This is a genomic window from Polaromonas sp. (assembly GCF_036676035.1).
Taxonomy (GTDB): domain Bacteria; phylum Pseudomonadota; class Gammaproteobacteria; order Burkholderiales; family Burkholderiaceae_C; genus Polaromonas.
This window is the reverse complement of the sequence record NZ_JAKFDR010000098.1, coordinates 85,535-109,068: the sequence shown is the minus strand read 5'-3', so window position 1 is coordinate 109,068 and position 23,534 is coordinate 85,535. Positions and strand designations below refer to the sequence as shown.

The window sequence follows — 23,534 nt, the reverse complement described above, 5'->3', positions numbered from 1 at the left end:
ACCTCGTCAGACATCCTGGCCAAGGCGCAAGCCAATAAAGACAACCCGCAGATGCACGTGATGTTCCTCGACGACGGCATCATGTACCGCGCCATCGGCATGGGCCTGTGCGAGAAGATGCAGCCCAGCCCCGCGCTCAATGACCTGTACCCCACCGCCCGCTTCAAGGGCGACATGGCCGCCGGCGTCAACGTCGGCATGACCGGTCTGGCCTACAACAAGAAGATGTTCGCCGAGAAGGGCTGGGCCGCGCCGACCTCGTGGATGGACCTGGCCGACCCCAAGTTCAAGGGCAAGGTCGTGTTCCAGTCGCTGTCTTCATCGACCTTCGGGCTGCACGGCTTCCTGCTCTTCAACCGCATCCAGGGCGGCAACGACAAGAACGTCGAGCCCGGCTTCAAGGCCTGGCCGACCACCATAGGCCCGAACGTGGTGGAGTACATCCCGAGTTCGGCCAAGATCGCAGAGATGGTGCAGACCGGTGAGGCCGCCATGTTCCCACTGACCCCGACAGCGGTCGGGGTGTTGAAGGACAAAGGCCTCCCGGTGGAGTACGTGCAACCCAAGGAAGGTTCTGCCGTGCTCACCGTAGGCGAGTGCGTGATCGCCAAAAACAGCGAGCCTGCGCTGGCACACAAGCTGGCGCAGTACCTGCTGTCACCCGAAGCCCAGGCTGCGGCACTCGAGCATGGCAACCAGATTCCGTCCAACCCCAAGGCCAAAGCCACGGGCGACGCCGCAGCCCTGGTCAAGCAGATGAACGAGTACATGAAGACCGCCACCACGGTCGACTGGGACGTGATCAACGAAAATCGCCCGGCCTGGAATGCCCGCTGGAACAAGACGGTGGAGCGCTGACAGCACCTTCCATCTTTCAACGCATCAAGCTCGCAGATGTCGCTGATTTGGAACCCCATGGTTTGGGGTTCTTTGCAGGCGGTACTCCATGACCCTGCACGAAGGGAATGCCCTGCCCCGCGTGGCCGTGCGCGGGTATCGCCCCACTCGACCTGTTCGGGTGTTGCCGGCACGCCGGCAAGCCGACGATATGCCAGTTCATTGGAAGCCTCCGCGCTGCGCGCTGCGGTGCGAGCCCTTGGGGCGGCCCGGCGGTCTCATGCCTGAAACTTTCCGGCGAAACTGTAGCGGGAACCCGGGTAGACCAAGCGTGCAACGCTGGCAATATGGGCGCCGCTCACGGTGCGGCGCATCATGGCCAGGCAGGCTTCATTGGGTTTGATGTCGAGGTGCTTGGCCTCCAGCGCCGTTGGCTGGCAGGCCTCAATCGAATAGCTCGCCTCGGTCAATGGTGCTTCTGCCAGCAAGTGATGCGTGGGCGTGGTCTGCGTAAAGTCGGTCTTCAAATAATTCGGCGCAGCCGCCGGGTTCACATAACGGTCCTCGTACTGGATGGGCACGCCGTTTTCCTGGTGAATCAGTATGGTGTGAAACACGCGGGCTCCCTTGCGCAAGCCCAGCGTGCGCGCCAGATCGGCACTGGCTTTTTCGGATTCCGCCAGCAGCAAACGAGACGTGTGGACATGGCCTCGCTCAATCACTTCTTCGTGAATGTCACGAATGATAAGTGTTGAAGAAATGCGGTACAGCTCCGCCACAAACGTGCCCGAGCCCTGAACCCGCGTGACCAAGCCTTCTCCCATCAGCTCGCGCAACGCACGGTTGACCGTCATGCGGCTGACGCCAAATTGCTGCATCAGGGCCGCCTCGCTGGGCACCGGGTCACCCGGCCTCCAGGTGCCGGCGCTGATGCGTGTCTTGATGAATGCCTTGACCTGCCCATAGGCTGGCAGTGGAGTGATTGCCATTTTTCAGCTGGAGTAAGAAAAAATAATTGTCGCCCAAAAAAAAGGTTGCTGTCACAAACCGTAGATTACCCCAGTTGACACCTGTTGTATAGACAACTACGATTTACACCAATCGAGACTCAAATCGCCGAAAAGTCTTTTTGCTACCTGGAACAGCCATGTCCGACCATGCATCCGAAATCTATCTGACCTACCTGAACCATCCCGACGTTCAGGCGCTGGCCCTGACCGACGCGGAAATCATTGCCGCGGTGGAGCAGGCGCTGCATGCGCAAGGCAACCAGCAAACCACGATCGAGCCGCGCATGCATCTGGTGCCGGAAAAGGACTATCCGGGCCACTTCAATGTGCTGCGCGGCTACATCCGCCCGCTGGGTTTGGCGGGCGTGAAGGTGGTGGGCGACTTCTACCGCAACTATGAAATCGGCCTGCCGTCCGAGCTGGCAGTCCTGAACCTGTTCAATCCAAAGAACGGCTCACCCATCGCCATCATCGACGCCTCGGACATTACCGACATGCGCACAGGCGCGATTACCGCCCTGGGGGCGAAATACCTGGCGCGAAAAGACTCCAAGGTGCTGGGCCACATCGGTGCGCGCGGCACGTCTTACTGGAACGTTCGCCTGCTCGACTCGATCTACCACTTCGACGAGATTCGCGTGCACTCTCGCCGGCCCGAAAGCCGCAATGCCTTTGCTGCAAAGCTTGAAAAAGACCTGGGCAAAAAGATCACGGTGACCGACGACTGGGAATCGTGCGTGCGCGGCGCAGACATCGTGGTCGAGGCCTCGCGGCTTGAAAAGCCTGAACCCATGCTCAAGACCGAGTGGATCAAAAAGGGCGCCTGCGTTATTCCTTACGGCACCATGAGTGCGGTCGAGCTGTCGCTCACCGACATCATGGACAAAATGGTGATGGACGACTGGGGTCAGGCGAAGGCGGGGCCTTTCGGCGCACTGCGTGCCCACGTGGACGCCGGCAAACTGTCTGAGCAAACGCTGCATGCCGAGCTCGGTCAGATCGTCGCGGGTCTCAAGCCCGGCCGCCAAAGCGATGATGAAACCAATCTGTTCTGGCATCGCGGCCTGTCGCTGTCGGACATTGCGCTGGGCGCCTTCATGCTCGAAAAAGCCAAACGGATGAATCTCGGGCAACAGTTGCGCTTCCGCTAACGGCGACACGCGACCGTGAACGCCATGACCACTGCCCAAATGACCACCCTGCCCGTTGCCAACGCCCGCATGTACTCGGCGACCCCGTTGGTCAAGGCCGACTGGCAACAGTTGTTGGCCTGGGTGCTGGCGCGCGCAGGCCTGCCATGGGACGTGATCGACTACGACGCGCCGGCGCCCCTATCGGTGTTGTGGGCGCGTGATGACCTTGGCCTGGCCATGATGTGCGGCCTGCCCTTTGCGCAGCGAATCAATGAGGCAAGGCGGACCACGCTGGTCGCCGCACCGCTGCCGTCACCGGCCCGCTACGGCGGCAAGCCGGTGTACTTCACGGACATCGTGGTGCGCGCCGACTCACCTTACCGCACCCTCGAAGATACTTTTGGCGGCGTGGTGGGCTACACGCTGGTCGATTCCATGTCAGGCGGCGTGGCCCTTCGCCACCACCTTGAAAGCTACCGCACGGCTGAGCGGACGCGGCTTTACCGCGTCGCGGTCGGCGACCTGATTCACGCGCGCGGCGTGATCGAGGCGCTGGCCGCAGGCCGCATCGACGTGGGTCCGCTGGACAGCTACTACCACGATCTGCTGCGGCGCCACGAACCGGCCTTCGCCGCCCAGGTGCGCATCGTTGCCAGCACATCGGCGCTACCGATTCCGCCACTGGTAGCGACCGCCACCCTGCCCGGTGACGAGCTCGCGCGACTGCGCGAGGCCCTGCTGGCAACGGCCGCGGCGCCGGAACTGGCGCCGGTCATGGAACGCTTGTTGCTTGCAGGCTTTGCGATTCCCGATCCCGCCGACTACCGACCCCTGGCGGCCATGGCAACCGCGGCGACGACTCCTTTCGAGGAACTCTGATGAAACGTTTTCTGCACGCCTTGCTGTTTGCCGCCGCTGGCGTCCAGGCCGAAACCGTGCGCTGGACCGAGGTGATTCGACAAAAAAAACATCAAACCCGAATGAGTCTGCAAGAGTCCGTTTTGAGGTCTGTACTTATGCAAAAAACGGCCATCGCAGCGTGCTTTTCCGTCTTGCACGGACTATTTTCGTGTGCTAGTATTATTTGGTTGTATATACAAGTTGGCTCGCCAAAATGGATGCTCTCCTGGAGCACAAGATGGTATGCACGAAGTCAGAAGAACTGTTAATGTCCGCTTTTCCTGCCGCAACCCTCACCCGGAGATCATCATGACAATTCGCAAACTTTTGGCCTTTTCTGCATTGGCGCTCGCCGCCGTGGTGCCGCTTGCTTCACAGGCCCAGCAAGCGGTTCGCGTGGGCTCCAAAAACTTTACCGAGCAGTTTGTACTGGCGGAAATTTACGCCCAGGCACTGGAAGCGGCCGGCATCAAGACCGAGAAGAAGCTCAACCTCGGCGGCACGCTGATTGCGCAAAAAGCCATGGAAGAAAAACAGATCGACTTCTACCCGGAGTACACCGGCACCATGCTGCTCGCCGTGCTGAAGCAGGAGCCCATGACAGACGCCAAGGCCGTCTATGACAAGGTGAAAGAGGCCTACGCCAAGATGGGGTTTGTGGTGCTGAACCAGTCCAACCTCAACAACAGTTACGTCTTGGTGGTGCGCGCCGATACGGCGCAGAAGTACAAGCTGGAAACCCTGTCGGATATGGCCAGGGTCGCCAAAGAGCTGAAGATCGGTGCAGGCCCCGAATTTCGCGATCGCAAGGACGGCCTACCGGGCCTGAAAGCCAAATACGACATGGTGTTTGGCGAAGACTTGCAGATGGCCATCGGCCTGCGTTATCAGGCGCTCAAGAACGACCAGATTCAGGTGGTCAACGGTTACTCCACGGACGGCATGATCAGTGCCTTGAAATTGAAGCGGCTGCGGGATGACAAAAGCTTGTGGCCCCCGTACTTCGTCGCGCCTGTCATTCGCCGCGAGGCACTGGAAGCCAACCCGAAAATTGGTGAGGTGCTGAACCGCGTCAGCGCCTTGCTCGACGAAGCCACCATGGCACAGATGAACTACCAGGTCGATGGGGAGAAGCTGGAACCCAAAGAGGTTGCGCGCGACTTTCTCAAGGCCAAGGGTCTCGTCAAATAACGCCGCCTGCACACCAGCGCATCAACGGGTGAAAGCTGCCGTGTCATGACAATCGAAGTCGGCGAACAATGGGTGGGAATAGACGATCTGGTGCGTGTGGCGCGCAGGGGCGAGTCCGTCTTGCTCGCATCCGGCGCACGTGCGCGCGTCGCTGCGGCGCGCGACGTTGTCATGCGTTTATCTACATCCGGCCTGCCGATTTATGGCCTCAATTCCGCGCTGGGCGCCAACACCGGAGCGGTGCTGCCAGAAGGTGATCTGGAAGACTACCAGCGCAGGGCCGTCCGCGCCCGTGCAGTGGCCGTCGGGCCGGCCTATGAGCGGTCTTCCGTTCGCGCCATGCAGTTTGCCCGCATCGCCGGCCTGGCGCGCGGCGGGTCCGGGGTGTCGCCCGATGTGCTGGATGCCTGCATTGCGCTGTTGAATCATCAGGTGCACCCGGTGGTGCCGCGCTTCGGCTCCATTGGCGTGGCTGATCTGCCCCAGCTCTCGCACCTTGCATTGCCACTGTTCGGCGAGGGTGAGGTCGAATTGGGAGGCGAAGTGCTGAGTGGCCGCGTTGCGCTGGAGCGTGCCGGGCTCAAGCCCGTGAAACTGGGCGCCAAGGACGGCCTGGCCTTGATCAGCTCCAACGCGGCCACCACGGCGCGTGCCGCACTGGTGCTGCACGACGCGACGGCTGCACTGAATGCCTGGCTGGCAGCGGTAGCGCTGGGCTACGAGGGCTTTCGGGCCAACCTCTCGCCGCTGCATCCCAGCGCGGTCGCCGCCAGACCCGCCACAGGCCAGATTGAGGTCGCGAACCAGTTGCGCGCGCTTCTCAAGGGCAGCGCACTCTTGACGCCGGGTTCTGCCCGTCGCGTGCAGGATCCGGTTTCCATGCGTGTCGTGGCCCAGGTACACGGCGCCGCCCAGGGCATGGTCGACGCGGCCAGAGCGCAGGTGGAGGTGGAGCTCAACAGCGCCGCTGACAGCCCTCTGGTTCTGCCAGATGATGGCGTCATGCTCTCCAACGGAAACTTTCACGTGCCGGCCCTGGCGCTGGCGCTGGATGCCTGCGCGATTGCTTTGGCGCAGGCATCCAGCATGTCAGTAGCCCGCTGCCAGCGGTTTATGTCACCCGCACTCACGGGCCTGCCCCTGCAACTGACCCGTCACGGGCCAGCCCACTCCGGCTTCGCCACGGTGCAAAAAACCTTGACCGCCTTGTGGGCCGAGATACGCCTGCGCGCCAATCCGGGTTCGCTGGACTACATGCCCGTCTCCGAAGCGCTGGAAGATCACGCCTGCATGGCACTGGGCGTTGCGGAAAAGCTGGGCGAGCTGCTTGAGCGTGTCCGCTATCTCATCGCCATCGAATTGCTGATTTCCGCCCAGGCGGTCGACCTGCGAGACATCGAGAAGACCACCATGGGCGAAGGTGCACGCCAGGCTTATGAGCAATTGCGCGGCTTGGTTCCTGTGCTGGACGAAGACCGCTCCTTGGGCCCCGACATCGACCGCGTTGAACGCGCCGTTGCCGCCGGCCTTTTCAACCCAAAGGCCGCGTGAAATTTTTATGGCATGGTTTTTGCGCAACTGGACCGATATCGCCTATGCCTTGTGGGAGCACATTGCCATCTCCCTGACCGCCCTGACGATTGCCTTCGCCCTGTCGCTGCTCATCGGCATCGTGGCCGCCCGGCGTGAACGGCTGTACGGCACGGTGATGACCATCTCCGGGATTCTTTACACCATCCCGACGCTGGCCTTTCTCGCATTCTTGATTCCCTTTGTCGGGCTGGGCCGAACCAACGCCATCATCACCATGGTGGCGTTCTCATTGATGATCCTGATCCGCAGCGTTGCCACCGGCATTCGGGAGGTTCCTGCGGACGTGATCGATGCCGCGCGCGGCATGGGCATGAATGCGGGCCAGATCATGCGGCGCATCGAGTTGCCGCTGGCCCTGCCCCTGATTGTGGCCGGCCTGCGGGTGTCGGCCGTCACGGTCATCAGCGTGACCGTGGTGGCCGCGTATGTCAACGCGGGCGGACTGGGCACGCTGATCTTTAACGGCATTGCCAGCGACCATCCCGCCAAAATATGGGCGGGTGCATTGACGGCTTGCGCCCTGGCGGTCAGCGTCGACCTGCTGCTCGCCCTGGTCGAGCGGCAGCTTAAACGCCGGCGTGCAGCCTGAACCTCAAGAAAAAATGATGCTTCTAGATGCCTGGAATTTTGTACTTGCCCACCCGGCGCAGTTTTCACGGGCACTGGGCGTGCATATTGCACTGTCGGCTTCAGCACTGATCCTGGCCGCGCTGATCAGCATCCCCGCCGGCATTGCCGTTGCCCGGCGTGGCGGCCTGTCGCTGGCCGTGGTGAACGCGGCCAATGTCGGGCGCACCCTGCCATCGCTGGCCGTGCTCGCGCTGGTCATGCCGCTTCTCGGGACCGGCTTTGCGCCTGCCCTGTTCGCCCTGACGCTGATCGCATTGCCCCCCATCGTGACCCACACCATTGTCGGCATGCGCGGCGTGGACGCCGATGTCGTCGATGCCGCTGTCGGGATGGGCATGACGCGGGCGGCCCTTTTATGGCAGGTCGAACTGCCGATGGCATTGCCGGTCATTTTTGCAGGCCTGCGCACGGGTACGGTGCAGGTGATTTCCGGCGCGGTGCTTGCTGCATTTATTGGCGGCGGTGGGCTGGGTGACTTCATCACCGCGGGCATCGCGATGATGGCCATTCCACAGTTGCTGGTGGGCGCCATCCCGGTCTCCTTGCTGGCGCTGGGCACTGACTTTCTTTTTGGCGCATTGCAACGCCGCATGACTCCCCAAGGGCTTCGCGCATGATCACACTCGACCGCCTCACCAAGACCTTCGGAGCCAGCGCGCAATCGGCTGTCGATGGGCTGTCGCTCACCATCAATGCGGGCGAAATCTGCGTGCTGATCGGCCCCTCGGGCTGCGGCAAGACCACCACCATGCGGATGATCAACCGCATGGTAGAGCCCGACTCGGGGCGGATCGAAGTCGGCGGGCGGGATGTGACCCAGATCGACGCGGTGGAGCTTCGCCGGTCCATTGGCTATGTGATCCAGCAGGTGGGCCTGTTTCCCCACATGACGATTGGCGAGAACGTTGCCACCGTACCGAAAATGCTGGGCTGGGACGCGCCGCGTATTGCCAAACGCGTGGATGAGCTGCTGGCGCTGGTTGGCATGGAGCCTGACCTCTACCGGGACCGTTTCCCACGCGAGCTCTCTGGCGGCCAAAAACAGCGGGTAGGCGTGGCACGGGCACTCGCCGCCGACCCACCGGTGATGCTGATGGACGAACCCTTCGGGGCGATCGATCCCATCACCCGCACGCGCCTGCAGGATGAGTTTTTGCGCATCCTGCGCGAGCTCGGCAAAACCATTGTCTTTGTCACGCACGACATCGACGAAGCCATCAGGATGGGTTCGCGCATCGCCATCCTGCGCGCCGGCAAAGTCGTTCAGTACGATACGCCGGAACGCATTCTCGCGTGCCCAGCCGACTCGTTTGTGGAAGCCTTTGTAGGGGGAGATCGCTCGCTGAAGAGGCTGGCGCTGCTGACAGCGGGCCCGTACATCGAGGAGGGCGCGCCCGCCGCTGACGCACCGCGTTTGCCGCCCGGCACGCCTCTGCGCGACGCCCTGTCTGTCATGCTGGACGCCGGGGCCGATGAGGCCGGCATTGTTGACACGAACGGCACAGTGCTGGGCCGCGTGACCCTGGGCGCCATCCGCAAAGCAGCGAATGTGGCAAAGCCATAAATTCAGGGACACCCCGCAAGATGTGCGGCGCGTGCAGGCACGGGCTCAAGCCGACGCCACCATGCCTGTTCAGGCTGTCCGGACCGATTCGTGGGTTTGTTTGCTGATCCTGCCTATTTCATCGATCCGTCAAATTCGCTATAGTTTTGATAGCTTCTTGCGCAATCCTTAAAGGGCCAGCCCCATAAAAGGCTTGAAAATTCAGGCCAGCCAGACAGGTCTCATGCGGGTCGCCCATGGGCCGGCGCCCGCTGGGTGAGCCACGGGCACGGATTTGCAGGCTTGAACGCACTTGCTAAGATGGTTCGTCCTTCAGGACAGCCCCATAGTCCTCAAACCACCCCTACGCCATGATCACCATCCGGGAAATCGATCACCTTGTGCTGCGTGTCGTGAACCTCGACGCGATGGTCGCGTTTTACACGCAGGTGCTGGGCTGCAGCGTGGAACGCCGGCAGGATGAAATCGGCCTGGTGCAGTTGCGCGCCGGCCGCTCGCTGGTCGACCTCGTCCCGGTGGATGGGCCGCTGGGCCGGGCCGGTGGCGCCGCGCCCGGCGTGCAGGGCCGCAACCTCGACCATTTCTGCTTTCGGGTGGAGCCCTTTGACGAACAGGCCATTCGCCAGCAGCTGGAAACCGCCGGCGTGGCGGCGGGAGAGCTTGCCTCACGCTACGGCGCGGAAGGCGAAGGCCCCTCCCTCTACATCACCGATCCCGAAGGCAACACGGTCGAGCTCAAAGGGCCGCCCTGGTCCAGTCCGGCCTAGCCTCGGTCAATCTTTCCGCTATTAATTCAATAGCTGTTTACGCAGATGCATCAAGGGCTGAGGTCACTTTTTACTATGAACCCAGATCAAACCCGGCAAACCACAAACCGGACGGACCTGAACGCTAGCGGGTGCGCAGGGTTCGGCTGAGCAGCGCCACCGGCAGCAGGCCGACGAGCACCAGCGCCAAGGCCGGCAAGGCGGCTTCACCCAGGCGTTCATCGCGGGCCAGCTGGTAGGTCACCACGGCCAGGGTATCGCTGTTGAACGGGCGCAGCACCAGCGTGGCGGGCAGCTCTTTCATCACGTCCACGAACACCAGCAGGCCCGCGGCCGCCACCGAGCGCTTGAGCAGCGGCCAGTGCACCCGGGCCAGCAGGCCGGTGCCCGTGGTGCCCAGCATGCGGGCGCTGTCGTCAAAACTCGCCGGAATGCGCGAATAGCCGCTTTGCATGGACTGCAGCGCCACCGCGCTAAAGCGCACCAGATAGGCCCAGACAATGCCGAGCACCGTGGCCGTGACCCAATAACCCACGCCGGTTTGCGGCGCCGCAGCCTGCAGCCAGCCCACCGGCAGCAGCAGGCCCACCACGATCACGGCGCCGGGCACGGCATAGCCCAGGCTGGCCAGCTGCACCGCCGAGTGCGTGAGCCAATGCGGCTGGCGCCGCGCGGCAAAGGCCAGCAGCAAGGCCAGCGCGGTCGCCAGCGCCGCACTCAGACCCGCCAGCCCGACGCTGTTGAGCGACCAGCGCGCAAACTGCGTCCAGGGCAGTTGCTCCCAGCCGGCCAGCAAGGGGCGCAGCATGAACAGCACGGGCAGGACAAAGCCCAGCGCAATCGGCAGCCCACAGACCACCCAGGCCAGCACGGTGCGCCCACCGCGCAATGGAGTCGGCGCCGCATCTGCCGCCCCAGCGCGCGCACCCCGGCTGGCGGCAAAGCGCATGCGTTTTTGCGCGGCATGTTCAATTCTCAGCAGCACCGCCACCACCAGCAACAAAACGGTCGCCAGCTGGGCCGCGGCGATGCGGTTGTCCATGGACAGCCAGGCCTTGTAAATGCCGGCGGTAAAGGTCTGGATGCCAAAGTAGCTTGACACCCCATAGTCCGCCAGCGTTTCCATCAGCGCCAGTGCCACGCCCGCCGCCACCGCCGGACGCGCCAGCGGCAGGGCCACGGCACGTATGCGGCGGCGCAGCGGCGCGCCCAGCAGGCGGGCCGCTTCCATCAGGTGCGCCGCGCGCTCCGACAGCGCCGTGCGCGCCAGCAGGTAGACATAGGGGTACAGCGCCACGGTGAAGACCAGCACGGCGCCGCCCAGGCTGCGCACCTCGGGCAGCAGACGGCCCTGCAGGCCAAAGCTGGTCCTGAGCCAGGTCTGCAGGGGTCCGGCGTACTGCAGGAAATCGGTATAGGCATAGGCCACCACATACGCCGGCATCGCCAGCGGCAGCAACAAGGCCCACTCAAACACGCGCCGGCCCGGGAACTCAAACAGCGTCACGGCGCTGGCCGTCCCCATGCCCACGATGGCCACACCCAGCGCCACGCACAGGCACAGCAGCAGGGACGTCAGTGCGTAGTCGGGCAACACGGTCTGCAGCATCTGTGTCAGGATGGACCGGGCTTCGGCGTTGAACTGCGCCCACGACAGCACCACGGCGAGCACCGGCAGGCTGAGCACGCCAACCAGCAACAACAAAAAGGCGGACGGAATAAGACGGCGAAGCATGAAATCCAGATCAAGGGCCTGCCAGCAGGGGAGGCGCCAGTTACATTGAATCTTGAATCGCCGGCTTAACCCGCCTGCACGGCGGATTTGCAATACAGCGACTGCAAATGAGAATTGTAAGCATCTACAATCACCCTCATGTTTTTGGATGTCTCCCAGCTGCGTGTGCATTACGCGGGCCGTTCACGCCCCGCCGTCGATGGCGTCTCCTTCAGCCTGCAGGCCGGTGACATTGGCGTCCTGATTGGCCCCTCTGGCTGTGGCAAGACCACCCTGCTGCGCGCCGTGGCCGGGCTGGAACGCGCCCAGGCGGGCAGCATCAGCCTGGCGCAGCAAACCGTCAGCAGCGTGCAAAACCATGTCCCGGCCGAAGCGCGCCGCATTGGCATGGTGTTTCAGGACTATGCGCTGTTTCCCCATCTGGATGTGGGGCACAACGTGGCGTTCGGCCTCACGCACCTCAAGCCGGCCGCCCGGCAGCAACGGGTCCGGGAAGTGCTGGATCTGGTGGGCCTGGGCAAGGTCCAGCTGCGCCACCCCCATGAACTGTCGGGCGGTCAGCAGCAGCGCGTGGCCCTGGCCCGTGCGCTGGCGCCCGAGCCACGGCTGTTGCTGCTCGACGAGCCTTTTTCCAACCTCGATGTGGATTTGCGCGAACGCTTGGCGCACGAGGTTCGCGGCATTCTCAAACTGGCTGGTGCGACGGCGCTGTTCGTGACGCATGACCAGCTGGAAGCCTTTGCCATTGGCGACCGCATTGGCGTGATGCACGAAGGCCGCTTGCACCAGTGGGATGACGCCTACGCGCTGTATCACCGCCCGGCCACGCGCTTTGTAGCCGACTTCATTGGCCATGGCGTGTTCGCCCGTGCGCACATCGAGCAGCACGGCAACAACGTGGTGGTGCACACGGCCCTCGGCGACCTGACCGATATCGAGGAATGCCCCCTGCCCAACGCCTACCCTGGCGGGGTGTGCGATGTCCTGCTGCGCGCCGACGACATCGTGCACGACGACGCGGCGCCGGTCAAAGCCCAGATCTTGCGCAAGGCGTTTCGGGGCTCCGAATTTTTATACACCCTCAAGCTCAAGACCGGTGAGACCGTGGTGGCCCATGTCCCCTCGCACCATGACCACGCGCTCGGTGAGTGGATAGGCATACGCGCCGAGGTCGATCACGTGGTGACTTTCGCGCGCGAATAAACCATAAAAGGCTTAGCGGCTTCTCAGTTTTTCGATGTCCAGCTTCAGGTCGCCGGCCCAGGTGCGCCGGTCACGGCCCTGGGCACGCTGCGGCTGCCCAAAGATGACCTCGGCGCCCAGGCGCTGGGCCGTCAGCGTCTGCCAGATGGAGCGCACCAACGAGTCGTCATCGATATAGCGCGGCGCAAAGCTGGTTTGGCCCGTGCTCAGGTCTACAAAGCGCAGCGCCATGGGCAGCACCGGGACATCGGCCGAGATGGCGGCCTGAACCAGGTTGGCATGAAAGGGTTTGAGTGTGATGCCGTCACCGGTCGTGCCTTCCGGAAACACCGCCAGCACCTCCCCCGCCCGCAGGCGCTCGACCATGTGGTGCACCACCCGGTGAGCATCGCGCCGGGACTCGCGTTCGATGTAGAGCGTGCCGGCCCCGGCGGCCAGGGTGCTGACAAACGGCCAATGCTTGACATCGGCCTTGGAGACAAAACGGCAGTAGCGCGAGGCATGCATGACCAGAATGTCCAGCCAGGAAATATGATTGGCCACCAGCAGCAGCGGGCCGCTGGCCGGTGGCGTTCCCTTGACCATGAGTTCAATGCCCGCGATGCGCAGCATTTTCTGGGCCCAGGCATGAACCTGCGCTTCGCGCTCGGGCTGGCTGAGTTGGGGAAACGCCGTCTTGATGGTCCAGAAGCCATGCAAGGCGTGAAGCAGCGCCTGCAGCAGTTTCCAGCACGCCCGCCAAAGATTCATGCGCGTTCAGCCCCGGCGTCGCGTGATGCGTGCCATGTCAGGCTTCGTAAGCCACTTGGCCGCCGACAACCGTCCAGCGCACGCGCGCGGGCAACTCATAACCGGAAAACGGGGTGTGCTTGCCCTGGCTGCGCAGCACCTTGGGCTGCACCATCCACGCGGCCTGCGGATCAAAAATGCAGAGATCGGCCACGCCGCCCTTGACCAGTTGGCCCGCACTGGCCTGCAAGGTGCCGAGCGCGCTGCCCAGCACCCGGGAGGGCTCGCTCGTCAGCACGGCCAGGGCGCGGGACAAGCCCGCACCACTGTCCTGACCCCATTTGCAGGCCAGGCCCAGCAACAACTCCAGGCCCGTGGCGCCGGGCTCGGCTTCTGCAAACGGCAGGGTTTTGGCGTCTTCGTCCACCGGTGTGTGGTCAGACACCAGGGCATCAATCGTGCCATCGGCCAGCCCCTGGCGGATGGCATCGCGGTCGCGCTGCTGGCGCAGCGGCGGGTCCAGCCGCATGCGGCTGTCGAAGTAACCAATGTCGGTGTCGATCAGGTGCAGGCTGTTGATGCTGACGTCACAGGTCACGGGCAGGCCTTCGGCCTTGGCACGGGCGATCAGGGCCACCCCTGCGGCACTGCTGATGCGGCACAGGTGCACGCGCGCGCCGGTGGCGCGCACCAGCTCAAAAATGGTGTGCAGGGCAATTGTTTCAGCCGCCACCGGCACACCGCTCAGCCCCAGGCGCGTGGCCAGTGCGCCGCTGGCCGCCACGCCCTTGCCCAGATGCATTTCCTGTGGCCGCAGCCACACGGTGTAGCCAAAACTGGCCGCATATTGCAGCGCGCGCATCAGCACCTGCGTATTGGCCAAAGGCACTTCGGCCTGGCTGAAACCCACGCAACCGGCTTCGGTCAGCTCGACCATTTCAGTCAGCGCCTCGCCTTGCAGGGCGCGCGTCAGGGCGCCCAGCGGAAACACGCGGGACTGGTGCAGCTTCTCGGCGCGAAACTTGAGCATTTCGACCAGGCCGGGCTCATCGAGCACCGGGTCGGTGTCGGGCGGGCACACCAGGCTGGTGACACCGCCGGCCACAGCCGCGGCCAGCTCGCTCTCCAGCATGCCCTCGTGCTCATGGCCGGGCTCGCGCAGACGGGCGGACAAGTCCACCAGGCCGGGCGCCACGATGCAGCCGCTGGCGTCAATGGTTTTGTTGGGCGAGAAATCGGGCGCGGTGTTTTTGAGCGACACCATGCGCCCGGCGGCAATCGCCACATCGCAGACTTCGTCGAGTTTCGAGGCGGGATCGATGACCCGGCCGTTTTTAATCAGTATCTTCATGCTTCATTCCCGGCGACGATGCCCATGACGGCCATGCGCACCGCAATGCCAAAGGTGACCTGCGGCAGGATGACGCTTTGCGCGCCGTCCACCACCGCCGAGTCGATCTCGACGCCGCGGTTGATCGGCCCGGGGTGCATGACGATGGCGTCGGCTTTGGCCAACTGCAGCTTCTCGGTGGTCAGGCCAAAGCTTTTGAAGAACTCCTGGCTGCTGGGCAGCAGGGCGCCCGACATGCGTTCGTTCTGCAGCCGCAGCATGATGATCACGTCAGCGCCCTTGATGCCTTCTTCCAGCGTATGGCAGACACGCACCCCCATTTGCGCCATGTCCGAAGGCACCAGGGTTTTGGGGCCCACCACGCGCACCTCGGGGCAGCCCAGCGTGGTCAGCGCGTGAATGTCGGAGCGCGCCACGCGCGAGTGCAGCACGTCGCCCACGATGGCCACCGTGAGCTTGCTGAAGTCTTTCTTGTAGTGGCGTATGGTGTACATGTCCAGCAGCCCTTGCGTGGGGTGGGCATGGCGGCCATCGCCGGCGTTGATCACATGCACATGCGGCGCCACGTGCTGGGCAATCAGGTAAGGAGCGCCCGACTCGCTGTGGCGCACCACAAACAGGTCGGCGGCCATCGCGCTGAGGTTGGCGATGGTGTCGAGCAGCGATTCCCCCTTGGACGCCGAGGAGCGCGCGATATCGAGGTTGATCACGTCGGCCGACAACCGCGTGGCCGCGATCTCAAAAGTGGTGCGGGTGCGCGTGGAGTTCTCAAAGAACAGGTTGAACACGCTCTTGCCGCGCAGCAAGGGGACCTTTTTGACCTCACGGTCGTTGACCGACACAAAGTTGGCGGCCGTGTCCAGGATCTGCGTCAGCGTGGCCTTGGGCAGGCCTTCGATCGACAGCAGGTGAATCAATTCACCGTTCTTGTTGAGTTGCGGGTTTCGTCGGTACAGCACGCTTCAAGCTCCTTTGACCTGTTGAACCTGTTGGACCTGAAAGCTGAACTGGCCATCGTCAGCGCGTGCCAGCTCCAGCGCCTGTGACGCCGGCACCGCCACGCGGACCACGGCAAAGTCGGGCTGCACAGGCAGCTCGCGCCCCCCCCGGTCCACCAGCACCACCAGCTTGACGCTGGCCGGACGGCCGTAGTCGAACAGCTCGTTGAGCACGGCCCGGATGGTGCGCCCGGTGTAGAGCACATCGTCCAGCACAATCAGGTGGGCCCCATTCACATCAAAGGGCAGCATGGTCTGGCCGCTGGAGGACAGGCCGCGCTGGGAAAAATCATCGCGGTGCATGGAAGAAGACAGGATGCCGGCCTCATCGGGCAGGCCCAGGTCGGCATGCAGGCGCTGCGCCAGCCAGGCCCCGCCCGAAGCCACGCCAACCAGCCGGGGCGGCTCGGCATACGCCGCCAGCAGTTGCCGCATGCCGCTCAGCAGCTCGCGGTACAGCGCTTCGGCATCCAGGGTCAGGCTGCTCATGAAAGACTCCTTAAAAACTGCTCCAGAATTATGCAGGCAGATGCGGCATCCGCATCCTTGGCGCCGTCCGCCAGCGCTTCGGTGGTGCTGTAGCGCTCATCGACTTCAAACACCGGCAGGCCAAAACGGCCACGCAGCTGGCGGGCAAATTTTTGCGCCCGAACGGTATTGTCGTGGCTGGCACCGTCGGGGTGATAAGGAATGCCCACCACCAGCGCATCCGGCTGCCATTCGCGGATTTTGAGGCCGATGGCGGCAAACCGGGCATCACCTTCGGCCGCAATGGAGCCGCGCGCGGTTGCGGTACGGGTCAGACGGTTGCCGGTGGCCACGCCGGTACGTTTGACACCGAAGTCAAAAGCCAGAAAAGTTTGCAGATTGGCGGCCGGGAAAGGCGCAGCCGCGACGCTCATGCGTGGCCAGCCTCGGAGGACAGCATCCAGCTTTGCAGGCCCAGCAGCAGCAAGGCCTTGTCATAGCGCTGCTCGACCGGCGTGTCAAAGATAACGCTCACATCGGCCGGCACGGTGAGCCAGCTGTTGTCGGAAATTTCGGATTCGAGCTGGCCTTCGCCCCAGGCTGAGTATCCCAGCGAAACGAACACCTTGCGCGGCCCGGCGCCGGTGGACAGGGCTTCGAGCACGTCTTTGGAGGTGGTCATCTCCAGGCCGCCGGGAATGGTCATGGTGGAGGCGTACACCGACTCGCTGCCCGGCATCATGCTTTCGTGCAAGACAAAGCCACGCTCGGTCTGGACCGGGCCGCCCTGAAATACCGGCGATTCGGTCAAGTCATCACGGCGCAGAGGCAACTCCACCTTGTCAAACAGGTTTTTGAGGTTGATGTCGCTGGGTTTGTTGATGACGAGGCCCAGCGCGCCGCGATCGCTGTGCTCGCACATGTAGACAACGCTTTTGGCAAAAGCCTCGTCTTGCAGCCCGGGCATGGCGATCAGGAAGTGATTGGTAAGGTTGATCGGTACAGAATCCATGGCCATGCGTTGATTTTACGCGTACTGGCCCGATGGACGCGCCTTTCTGCCACCCTGGCCAGGGTCTGCTGGTGCAGCATGACCACGCACACACGTTGCCCCTGCAGCGCCATGCCATCGCCAGAACCTCATGAAGCCACCCAAATTAGCTATTGTTTTGATAGCTTATTGCGCCCACTTCATGAGGGCTGAACGCCATTTTTATTTAAACAGCCATTTCGGTGCTGCAGTAACGGCGCACCAGGCTCATCAGCTCGTCTTCCGAATAAGGCTTGCCCAGATAGTGGTCCACACCCAGTTCCTTGGCATGCTCACGGTGCTTCTCGGCAATGCGTGAGGTGATCATGATGATCGGCAAATCGCGCAGGCGACCATCGCCGCGGATATTGCGCGCCAGGTCAAAACCGTCCATGCGCGGCATCTCAATGTCTGACAGCACCACGGCCGGACGCTCTTCCTGCAGGCGCTCGAGCGCCTGCAGGCCATCGGCCGCCATGGACACCCGGTAGCCCTCGCGCTGCAGCAAGCGCTGCGTCACGCGCCGCACGGTGATCGAATCGTCCACCACCAGCACCAGCGGAATTTGCGGCGCCGCGGGCATCAGGGCGGGCAATTCGACCGCCTGGCCGTTCAACGCCTCCAGCATGTGCGGCTCGGCGCTGTCCGCGCTCCAGGCCCGGGCCTGATGGCCATACACCGAGGCCAGCGCGACCGGGTTGTAGATCAGGGCGACCGCACCGGAAGCCAGCACCGACATGCCGGCCAGGCCCGGCAAGCGTGACAGCTGTGGCCCGAGGTTTTTAACCACCACCTCCTGGTTGCCCAGCACCTCATCCACGTGCAGCGCAACGCGCTGGGCCGCGCTTCGGAAAATCACCACCGGATTGGTTTTGGCATGTGGCTCACTGCTGCGGTGCGAAGCTTGCAGCAGCGCGCCTGACCAGAAAAACGGCACCGCCTCCTCGCCCCCCACATCCAGCACGCCGGTGTTGTAGGCCTGCTGCAGGTCTTTGGCCGGCGTGCGGCGCACCATCTCCACCACCGTCGCGGGCACACCCACTGAAAGACTGCCCGAGCGCATCATCACCACCTGCGTCACCGCCGTGGTCAGGGGCAGCACCAGCTTGAATTTGGTGCCTTTGCCGGCCACGGTCGAGGTCTCGATACGGCCACCGACCGCATTGATCTCGGAGCGCACCACGTCCATGCCAATGCCCCGCCCCGCCAGCTCAGTCACCTGCGAAGCGGTGGAGAAGCCCGACATGAAAATCATGTTGGCGGCTTCCTGGTCGTCAAGCAGTTGGCCCGGCTTGACCAAGCCCAGACTGACCGCTTTTTCGCGAATGCGTGGCAGGTTCAGGCCGGCGCCGTCATCGCTGAATTCGACCGACACGTCATTGCCTTCATGGTGCAAGGTCACGGTGATCAGGCCCACCGGGTCTTTGCCAGCCGCAGTGCGCGTGTCGGGATCTTCAATGCCATGCGCCACGCAGTTACGCAGCAAATGTTCGAACGCAGGCGTCATGCGGTCCAGCATGCCGCGGTCCATCTCGATGGTGCCGCCGGTCAAGTCCAGTCGCACCTGTTTGTTGGCATCTTTGGAGGCCTGCCGGACCACACGGTACAGGCGGTCGGAAATGCCTTCGAACTCCACCATGCGCGTACGCAGCAGATCGCGCTGCAGTTCACGGGTCTGGCGGGCCTGGGCAATCAGGTCGTCCTCGGTCGCCTCCACGGTCCGCTGCAAGGTGCGCTGCACGGTGGCCACGTCGTTCACAGACTCCGCCATCATGCGGGTCAGTTCCTGCACGCGGGTGAACCGGTCAAATTCGAGCGGATCAAACCCCAGCTGGGCTTCCTTGGCCTGGGCCAGGCGCGACTGCATCTGGGTTTCGGCCTGCAGCTCCACGTCACGCAGCTGCTGGCGAAGACGGTTCAAGTTACCGCTCATGTCATTGAGGGATCCGCGCAGCTGGCTCAGTTCAGCCTCGAGGCGGGAACGCGTGATCATGACCTCACCGGCCTGGTTGACCATGCGATCCAGCAACTGCGAACGCACCCGGATCGAACCCGAAGCCGCTTTGCGCAAAGGCTGCATGGCCATGGCTTTGGGTACCGGGATCATCATTTTCCCCGTGCCCGCTGCAGCGGCTGCAGGGCTTGGCGCGCTCATGGCATCCGGGGTTTCCTGCGCAAGCGTCGCCCCAGGCGCGGCCTCATGGACCGGCGACTCGGCGACTGCCGGCTCCGCAGTGCCCGCGGCCACTGCTTCGGCGTGGCGCAGGGCCTCAAAACTGGTCTGCATGGCATCAAACCGGGCCAGCAATGGCTCGAACTGTTGTGTCGCGGCAGCGTCCGAGCCCAGGCTCTCGATGTCTGACTCAATCCGGTGGGCCATTTCACCCAGGCGCAAAGCGCCCGCCAGGCGGGCACTGCCTTTGAGGGTGTGCAGGGCACGCAAAACCTCCATGCGTGCACTCTGGTTGTCGGGGCGTGCAGACCATTGCCGCAGGGCACCGCCCAGTTGCGGCATCAGCTCGGCGCCCTCTTCCTCGAAAATCGGGAACAGGTCAGGGTCGATCGCGTCAACCGCGTCGATCTCATCGTCCTCGTCGTCGTGAAAGACAGTGGCAGCAGCGGGTACAAGCGTGGGGCGCTGTGGCGCCACAAAAGCCTGTGCGGCAACCACTTCGGGTACTGCGGCCACCTCCGGCACGGTGACCGGCTCGGGCGCAAGAGCCGTCAATGGCAGGGGCAGGTCGGCCATCTCCATGACCACGGGCTCGGGAACAGCGGCTGGGAAATCAGGCGTTTCAGCAGGCGTTTCAGGCTCATCCAGCGCCGCCACTGATTCCGGGAATTCAATCGTGCGCAAATTTTCAAGGATGTCTGCATCAGGCTCTTTGAGGAACCCTGCCGCAAACTGATGCAGCAGGCGACGGATATCCTCGGCGGCATTGACAAACACCTCGCCATACTCGGCAGCGCCCTGCTGGCTGTGGTGCGCTTGTGATTGTTGCAATGCGTGTTCCAGGGCTCGCGCCATGTCCGACAAGGCATCAAACCCGACGGTGGCCGAACTTCCCGCCAGCGAATGCGCCAATGCCACGGTCGAATCGTCAACGGGTGCATGACACTCGATAGCCCATTCGGTCAATGCAGTGACCAGTCGACGTGACCATTCGTCGGCCTCATTCAGGTACACGTTGTACAAAGGAATGCCGATCCGCAAAGGACCAATGACCTTGACCTGCTCATCGCCATCACCGCCCGAAGGCAGGCTGCCGTCAAGCTCATCCAGCTGTGCCGCAGGCTCCGGACTCATGAAAGGCGCGGTTGCCGCTTCCTGCACAGAAAGATCAGGCAAGGACAGATCGAGTGACAGGTCGAGTTCCTCGAATGTCACCTCTTCCACAACCGGCGCTACGGGCGCCACGGACGCTGGCGCCTCCACTGAAGTGGTTGCCGCCAGGAAATGCTGGTCAAAATCGTCAACTGACAGCTCGACGGCTTCCAGGGAAGGCGCCGGCTCCATCAACTCCGGCACGGGCTCTTGGGCCTTGTCCAGGGTGGGCAGCTCAGCCGCGGGAACAGGCGCAAGGTCCGGCTCACCCGTCAGCGACAGCGTCGCCAGACTGTCAAAGTCAATGCCCTCTATTTCCAGCGGCGCGGCGGCTGGCTCGGCGGGCGGCGCAGCCACTGTACTGACAGGGGTGGCCGCGAGCGAGTCCAAATCAAAAACGACATCAAAGCTCAAATCGGGCAAATCGGGCTCTGAAGTCAAAGGCGCTGGCTGGACTGGCTCGGCCTGAGGCGCCTCAACGGCTGGGGCAGCAGACTCAAGCAGCGGGAGCAATTCCTCGGGTGGCGCCACCGCCCTGGCAGACAGGTTCAGGGGAATTAAACGCCCTTCCGTCCGCATGGCATCGGCGCTGTGGCGAAAGACCGAAGGTTTCCATGCACCATCCTGCTTGGCGGCAATGTCCGCAATCCAGTCAGCAAACCCTGCCATCGCCTCGGAGGACAGGGCCCGCAAATCATCGGTCGCCGTTTTTTGATCGGCCAGCCAGCTGTTGAGCATTTGCTCCAGCGACCAGGCGGCTTCACCAAACTCATTAAGCCCGACCATGCGCGAGCTGCCTTTGAGTGTATGGAAGGCGCGGCGCAAGATCGTCATCTGGCCGATATCACCGGGATCATTGGCCAGCGCCTCAATGGCGGCCTGGCCGTTGCCCACGACTTCACGCGCTTCCTCCAGAAAGATGTCACGCAGATCATCTTCTTCGAAATCATCCGAAGTAGCCTGCACAGCAGGAGCCGGGGCCGCGGGTGTCAGGGTAGCCGCCAGGCTGGTCAGGGCACTGGCAGCCGCATCGGTGTCGCGCCCTGCCATTGCAGCGGATGCTTCGCGGGCAGTCTGGGCCAGGCTGGGCTGTTCGGCCAGGGCGGCATGGGTGGCCAGGGTGTCCAGCTTGACGCTTAGCGTGTCCTGGGCTGCGCCCGCGCCGGCGTCCTGCACCACCGCAATCACTTCCTGTGACAGCGCGTCATCATGGACGGTCACGCTGGCTGCCGCATCGCCGGATGTCTGGGCACGCCCCATCAAGGGCTTGAGTTCGCCTTTTTCTTCGTCATAGACGAAGAGTTTCTTGGCCAGCGCAGGCTGGTAGTTGAGCATGTCAATCAGGAAGCTCAATGCCCCCAGATTGTTGCCAAGCTTGTCGAAGGTGCCCGTCGTACGGGCACGCTCCTCATCGATTTCAGCGTCCAGCATTTGCTCGACGCTGTCACGCATGCGCAAAACGGCCTGGGAAGCCTGATCCAGTCCCAGCACGGACAGGACGCCACGCATTTGCGACAGCTGCCCCGGCACGGCCTGCAAAGCAGTTTTGTCCTCCGGATTGCGGAAGAACTGGTCCAGCGTTTTTTCAAGCTCCCCCAGCGCCACGCGCAGTTCACCGACCACGCTGCCCATGGTCTGCTTGTCGCTGACACGGCGATAAAGCTCCTCCATCCAGGACTCGAGCGGCTGGGGCTCACCGCCGCTCCTGACGCCATCCAGCCGCTCGGCCAGGTGGGTGGTGCGCGCCGCGAGCTGTGGATCGTTGGGATCCAGATCGTCAAACGCCGCTTCCAGGTACAGCACGGAGGTCGCCACTTCCATGGCCAGCTCGATGGGAGGGGCATGGCCCGAGCGCACGGTACTGTCAATCACACGCGTCAGGGCTTGAGCCAGGGGCTCACTGGAGGGGTGCAGCTTGAGCAGGGAATCCGTGACCAGACTGAACTGGTCGGCAACAGACTTGAACTTGCTCGCATCCCCTGCAGACAGCGAAGTCCAGGTTTCCTTGGCCGAAACAATGCGCTTGCGGGCCTGGGCCAGCAATGCGGGGTCAAAACGGCCAAACTGGACGGCTTCATAGTCGACCGGTTTGAAGCGGTTCAGGCCATAGGCCGCACGGACCGCCGACAACACCGGCGTATCGCTGGCATGCGACGCGATGGCCTGCGAACAAAAGAAAAGCAGGTCCTGCGCCAGCCGGTCGGATACGGTGACATCCCCACGGACCAAGGAAGCGTACTGCAGCAAAATCCGGGAGGCCGCGCGCCGGACATAGACATCCCCGCCGATCAGGCCAAGGCCCAGCGCCTCGAAATAAGCGGCGGCGATTTTCCAGAAAATGCGCGGTTGGCGCTCGGCCTGCCGGGTGGCAAAACCCAGGCTTAAATCCTTGAGGTTCTGAGCCGCCGGCCCGGCCTGGCCTTTCATGATCTGCAGCACCGACTGGTCCAGCAGCGCACGCGCGCCGTCATCGTAGTTCCGGGGCAGGGCCGTCGCGGCCAGTTCGGGATCCAGCCAGCGCCATTCGAAAGACCAGAGGTCGGCCGGATGCACCCGGTCCGCGCGGATCAGCTCCTGGACATCACGGTATTGCGGGAACAGGGACACAGCGGAAACCGGCTTGTCGGCCAGCACGCCCTCCAGGTACTCCGTCAAGGCGAAGCTGGCGCGCTCAATTCTGGCGGCTGCATCCTGGCTGCACTGCTCCGGCTGCTGCACAAACCTCTGTACCGCCGCTTCCATGGCGCGCAGCACGAGCGCGGGCCCTGCCAGCCCCACCATTTCAAGCGCCCCCACCGCCTGGTGCAGCTGCTGGCGGGCGATACGCAACTGGCTGGCATCAATGGCAGCCAGGTCCGAGCCCCGTGCCAATTCGGCATCCCGCACGAAACGCTTGAGCGCCTTGGCCGCGCCATCCAGCGACTTGCGCAGCTCCTCCAGCACCCAGGCCAATGGGCCCAGATCGTTGACGGCCAAATCGAGTTCAGCGGCTGTTGGATTCAGTGCGTTGGATTGCATAGGGGGCGAGCCGGTTCAGAAATCGGAATTCACGTCAAAAACACAGAGCGAA

At 63.2% G+C, this 23,534-nt stretch carries 20 protein-coding genes; 11 read left to right on the top strand and 9 right to left on the bottom strand.

Features of this window, described 5'->3' with window-relative positions:
* Positions 1-858 (top strand): extracellular solute-binding protein (locus V6M61_RS14785; protein ID WP_332777343.1); only part of this gene is annotated, 858 nt, incomplete at its 5' end.
* A 257-nt stretch (positions 859-1,115) separates the two neighbouring features.
* Here V6M61_RS14785 and hutC read toward each other — a convergent pair.
* The gene (gene hutC, locus V6M61_RS14780; RefSeq protein WP_332777342.1) at positions 1,116-1,826 is read right to left on the bottom strand and encodes a histidine utilization repressor; all 711 of its coding nucleotides are present in this window, start codon (positions 1,824-1,826) and stop codon (positions 1,116-1,118) included.
* Between the two features lie 158 nt (positions 1,827-1,984).
* Between hutC and V6M61_RS14775 the strand changes: the two genes are divergently transcribed.
* The 9 genes from V6M61_RS14775 (at position 1,985) to V6M61_RS14735 (ending at position 9,625) form a co-directional block, all read left to right on the top strand.
* The gene (locus V6M61_RS14775; RefSeq protein WP_332777341.1) at positions 1,985-2,998 is read left to right on the top strand and encodes an ornithine cyclodeaminase family protein; all 1,014 of its coding nucleotides are present in this window, start codon (positions 1,985-1,987) and stop codon (positions 2,996-2,998) included.
* Positions 2,999-3,022: 24 nt separating this feature from the next.
* Entirely contained in the window at positions 3,023-3,859 is an 837-nt protein-coding gene (locus tag V6M61_RS14770) for a phosphate/phosphite/phosphonate ABC transporter substrate-binding protein (protein WP_332777340.1), read from the top strand.
* Complete coding sequence (locus V6M61_RS14765; RefSeq protein ID WP_332777339.1) at positions 3,859-4,149, top strand: hypothetical protein; 291 nt, start codon at positions 3,859-3,861, stop codon at positions 4,147-4,149. The genes V6M61_RS14770 and V6M61_RS14765 overlap by 1 nt, the downstream gene beginning before the upstream one ends.
* 40 nt (positions 4,150-4,189) lie before the next feature.
* Positions 4,190-5,071 (top strand): glycine betaine ABC transporter substrate-binding protein, encoded by an 882-nt coding sequence (locus V6M61_RS14760; protein ID WP_332777338.1) that lies wholly within the window; start codon positions 4,190-4,192, stop codon positions 5,069-5,071.
* 45 nt (positions 5,072-5,116) lie between these two features.
* On the top strand, positions 5,117-6,622 hold the full coding sequence (locus tag V6M61_RS14755) for an HAL/PAL/TAL family ammonia-lyase (protein WP_332777337.1): 1,506 nt from the start codon (positions 5,117-5,119) through the stop codon (positions 6,620-6,622).
* A gap of 7 nt (positions 6,623-6,629) precedes the next feature.
* Positions 6,630-7,253, top strand: a complete 624-nt coding sequence (locus tag V6M61_RS14750; RefSeq protein WP_332777336.1) for an ABC transporter permease — start codon at positions 6,630-6,632, stop codon at positions 7,251-7,253.
* Between the two features lie 13 nt (positions 7,254-7,266).
* The gene (locus V6M61_RS14745) at positions 7,267-7,911 is read left to right on the top strand and encodes an ABC transporter permease (protein WP_332777335.1); all 645 of its coding nucleotides are present in this window, start codon (positions 7,267-7,269) and stop codon (positions 7,909-7,911) included.
* The gene (locus V6M61_RS14740) at positions 7,908-8,858 is read left to right on the top strand and encodes an ABC transporter ATP-binding protein (protein ID WP_332777334.1); all 951 of its coding nucleotides are present in this window, start codon (positions 7,908-7,910) and stop codon (positions 8,856-8,858) included. Before V6M61_RS14745 ends, V6M61_RS14740 begins: the two co-directional genes overlap by 4 nt.
* Positions 8,859-9,208: 350 nt before the next feature.
* Entirely contained in the window at positions 9,209-9,625 is a 417-nt protein-coding gene (locus V6M61_RS14735; RefSeq protein ID WP_332777333.1) for a VOC family protein, read from the top strand.
* A 124-nt stretch (positions 9,626-9,749) separates the two neighbouring features.
* Here V6M61_RS14735 and V6M61_RS14730 read toward each other — a convergent pair whose 3' ends face one another.
* Positions 9,750-11,360 (bottom strand): ABC transporter permease, encoded by a 1,611-nt coding sequence (locus V6M61_RS14730; protein WP_332777332.1) that lies wholly within the window; start codon positions 11,358-11,360, stop codon positions 9,750-9,752.
* Between the two features lie 138 nt (positions 11,361-11,498).
* Between V6M61_RS14730 and V6M61_RS14725 the strand changes: the two genes are divergently transcribed.
* The gene (locus V6M61_RS14725; protein WP_332777331.1) at positions 11,499-12,563 is read left to right on the top strand and encodes an ABC transporter ATP-binding protein; all 1,065 of its coding nucleotides are present in this window, start codon (positions 11,499-11,501) and stop codon (positions 12,561-12,563) included.
* Positions 12,564-12,575: 12 nt separating this feature from the next.
* Here V6M61_RS14725 and V6M61_RS14720 read toward each other — a convergent pair whose 3' ends face one another.
* From V6M61_RS14720 to V6M61_RS14690, 7 genes are all read right to left on the bottom strand, one after another.
* A complete protein-coding gene (locus tag V6M61_RS14720; RefSeq protein WP_332777330.1) occupies positions 12,576-13,313 on the bottom strand; it encodes a lysophospholipid acyltransferase family protein in 738 nt (245 codons plus the stop codon).
* 37 nt (positions 13,314-13,350) lie between these two features.
* On the bottom strand, positions 13,351-14,643 hold the full coding sequence (locus V6M61_RS14715) for a dihydroorotase (protein WP_332777329.1): 1,293 nt from the start codon (positions 14,641-14,643) through the stop codon (positions 13,351-13,353).
* Positions 14,640-15,602, bottom strand: coding sequence for an aspartate carbamoyltransferase catalytic subunit (locus V6M61_RS14710; RefSeq protein WP_332777328.1), 963 nt, complete (start codon positions 15,600-15,602; stop codon positions 14,640-14,642). Before V6M61_RS14710 ends, V6M61_RS14715 begins: the two co-directional genes overlap by 4 nt.
* A gap of 3 nt (positions 15,603-15,605) precedes the next feature.
* Positions 15,606-16,130, bottom strand: a complete 525-nt coding sequence (pyrR, locus tag V6M61_RS14705; RefSeq protein WP_332777327.1) for a bifunctional pyr operon transcriptional regulator/uracil phosphoribosyltransferase PyrR — start codon at positions 16,128-16,130, stop codon at positions 15,606-15,608.
* Entirely contained in the window at positions 16,127-16,543 is a 417-nt protein-coding gene (ruvX, locus tag V6M61_RS14700; protein WP_332777326.1) for a Holliday junction resolvase RuvX, read from the bottom strand. The genes pyrR and ruvX overlap by 4 nt, the downstream gene beginning before the upstream one ends.
* Entirely contained in the window at positions 16,540-17,127 is a 588-nt protein-coding gene (locus V6M61_RS14695) for a YqgE/AlgH family protein (RefSeq protein WP_332777325.1), read from the bottom strand. Before V6M61_RS14695 ends, ruvX begins: the two co-directional genes overlap by 4 nt.
* A gap of 199 nt (positions 17,128-17,326) precedes the next feature.
* Positions 17,327-23,482: a hybrid sensor histidine kinase/response regulator gene (locus tag V6M61_RS14690; protein WP_332777324.1), complete on the bottom strand. Its 6,156-nt coding sequence runs from the start codon at positions 23,480-23,482 to the stop codon at positions 17,327-17,329.
* Between the last annotated feature and the right edge of the window lie 52 nt (positions 23,483-23,534).

Excerpts from the sequence above, each read along its gene's own strand:
- hutC (WP_332777342.1), bottom strand. The coding sequence starts at position 1,826 with ATGGCAATCACTCCACTGCCAGCCTATGGGCAGGTCAAGGCATTCATC.
- V6M61_RS14775 (WP_332777341.1), top strand. The coding sequence starts at position 1,985 with ATGTCCGACCATGCATCCGAAATCTATCTGACCTACCTGAACCATCCC.
- V6M61_RS14770 (WP_332777340.1), top strand. The coding sequence starts at position 3,023 with ATGACCACTGCCCAAATGACCACCCTGCCCGTTGCCAACGCCCGCATG.
- V6M61_RS14765 (WP_332777339.1), top strand. The coding sequence starts at position 3,859 with ATGAAACGTTTTCTGCACGCCTTGCTGTTTGCCGCCGCTGGCGTCCAG.
- V6M61_RS14760 (WP_332777338.1), top strand. The coding sequence starts at position 4,190 with ATGACAATTCGCAAACTTTTGGCCTTTTCTGCATTGGCGCTCGCCGCC.
- V6M61_RS14755 (WP_332777337.1), top strand. The coding sequence starts at position 5,117 with ATGACAATCGAAGTCGGCGAACAATGGGTGGGAATAGACGATCTGGTG.
- V6M61_RS14750 (WP_332777336.1), top strand. The coding sequence starts at position 6,630 with ATGGCATGGTTTTTGCGCAACTGGACCGATATCGCCTATGCCTTGTGG.
- V6M61_RS14745 (WP_332777335.1), top strand. The coding sequence starts at position 7,267 with ATGATGCTTCTAGATGCCTGGAATTTTGTACTTGCCCACCCGGCGCAG.
- V6M61_RS14740 (WP_332777334.1), top strand. The coding sequence starts at position 7,908 with ATGATCACACTCGACCGCCTCACCAAGACCTTCGGAGCCAGCGCGCAA.
- V6M61_RS14735 (WP_332777333.1), top strand. The coding sequence starts at position 9,209 with ATGATCACCATCCGGGAAATCGATCACCTTGTGCTGCGTGTCGTGAAC.
- V6M61_RS14730 (WP_332777332.1), bottom strand. The coding sequence starts at position 11,360 with ATGCTTCGCCGTCTTATTCCGTCCGCCTTTTTGTTGTTGCTGGTTGGC.
- V6M61_RS14725 (WP_332777331.1), top strand. The coding sequence starts at position 11,499 with ATGTTTTTGGATGTCTCCCAGCTGCGTGTGCATTACGCGGGCCGTTCA.
- V6M61_RS14720 (WP_332777330.1), bottom strand. The coding sequence starts at position 13,313 with ATGAATCTTTGGCGGGCGTGCTGGAAACTGCTGCAGGCGCTGCTTCAC.
- V6M61_RS14715 (WP_332777329.1), bottom strand. The coding sequence starts at position 14,643 with ATGAAGATACTGATTAAAAACGGCCGGGTCATCGATCCCGCCTCGAAA.
- pyrR (WP_332777327.1), bottom strand. The coding sequence starts at position 16,130 with ATGAGCAGCCTGACCCTGGATGCCGAAGCGCTGTACCGCGAGCTGCTG.
- ruvX (WP_332777326.1), bottom strand. The coding sequence starts at position 16,543 with ATGAGCGTCGCGGCTGCGCCTTTCCCGGCCGCCAATCTGCAAACTTTT.
- V6M61_RS14695 (WP_332777325.1), bottom strand. The coding sequence starts at position 17,127 with ATGGCCATGGATTCTGTACCGATCAACCTTACCAATCACTTCCTGATC.
- V6M61_RS14690 (WP_332777324.1), bottom strand. The coding sequence starts at position 23,482 with ATGCAATCCAACGCACTGAATCCAACAGCCGCTGAACTCGATTTGGCC.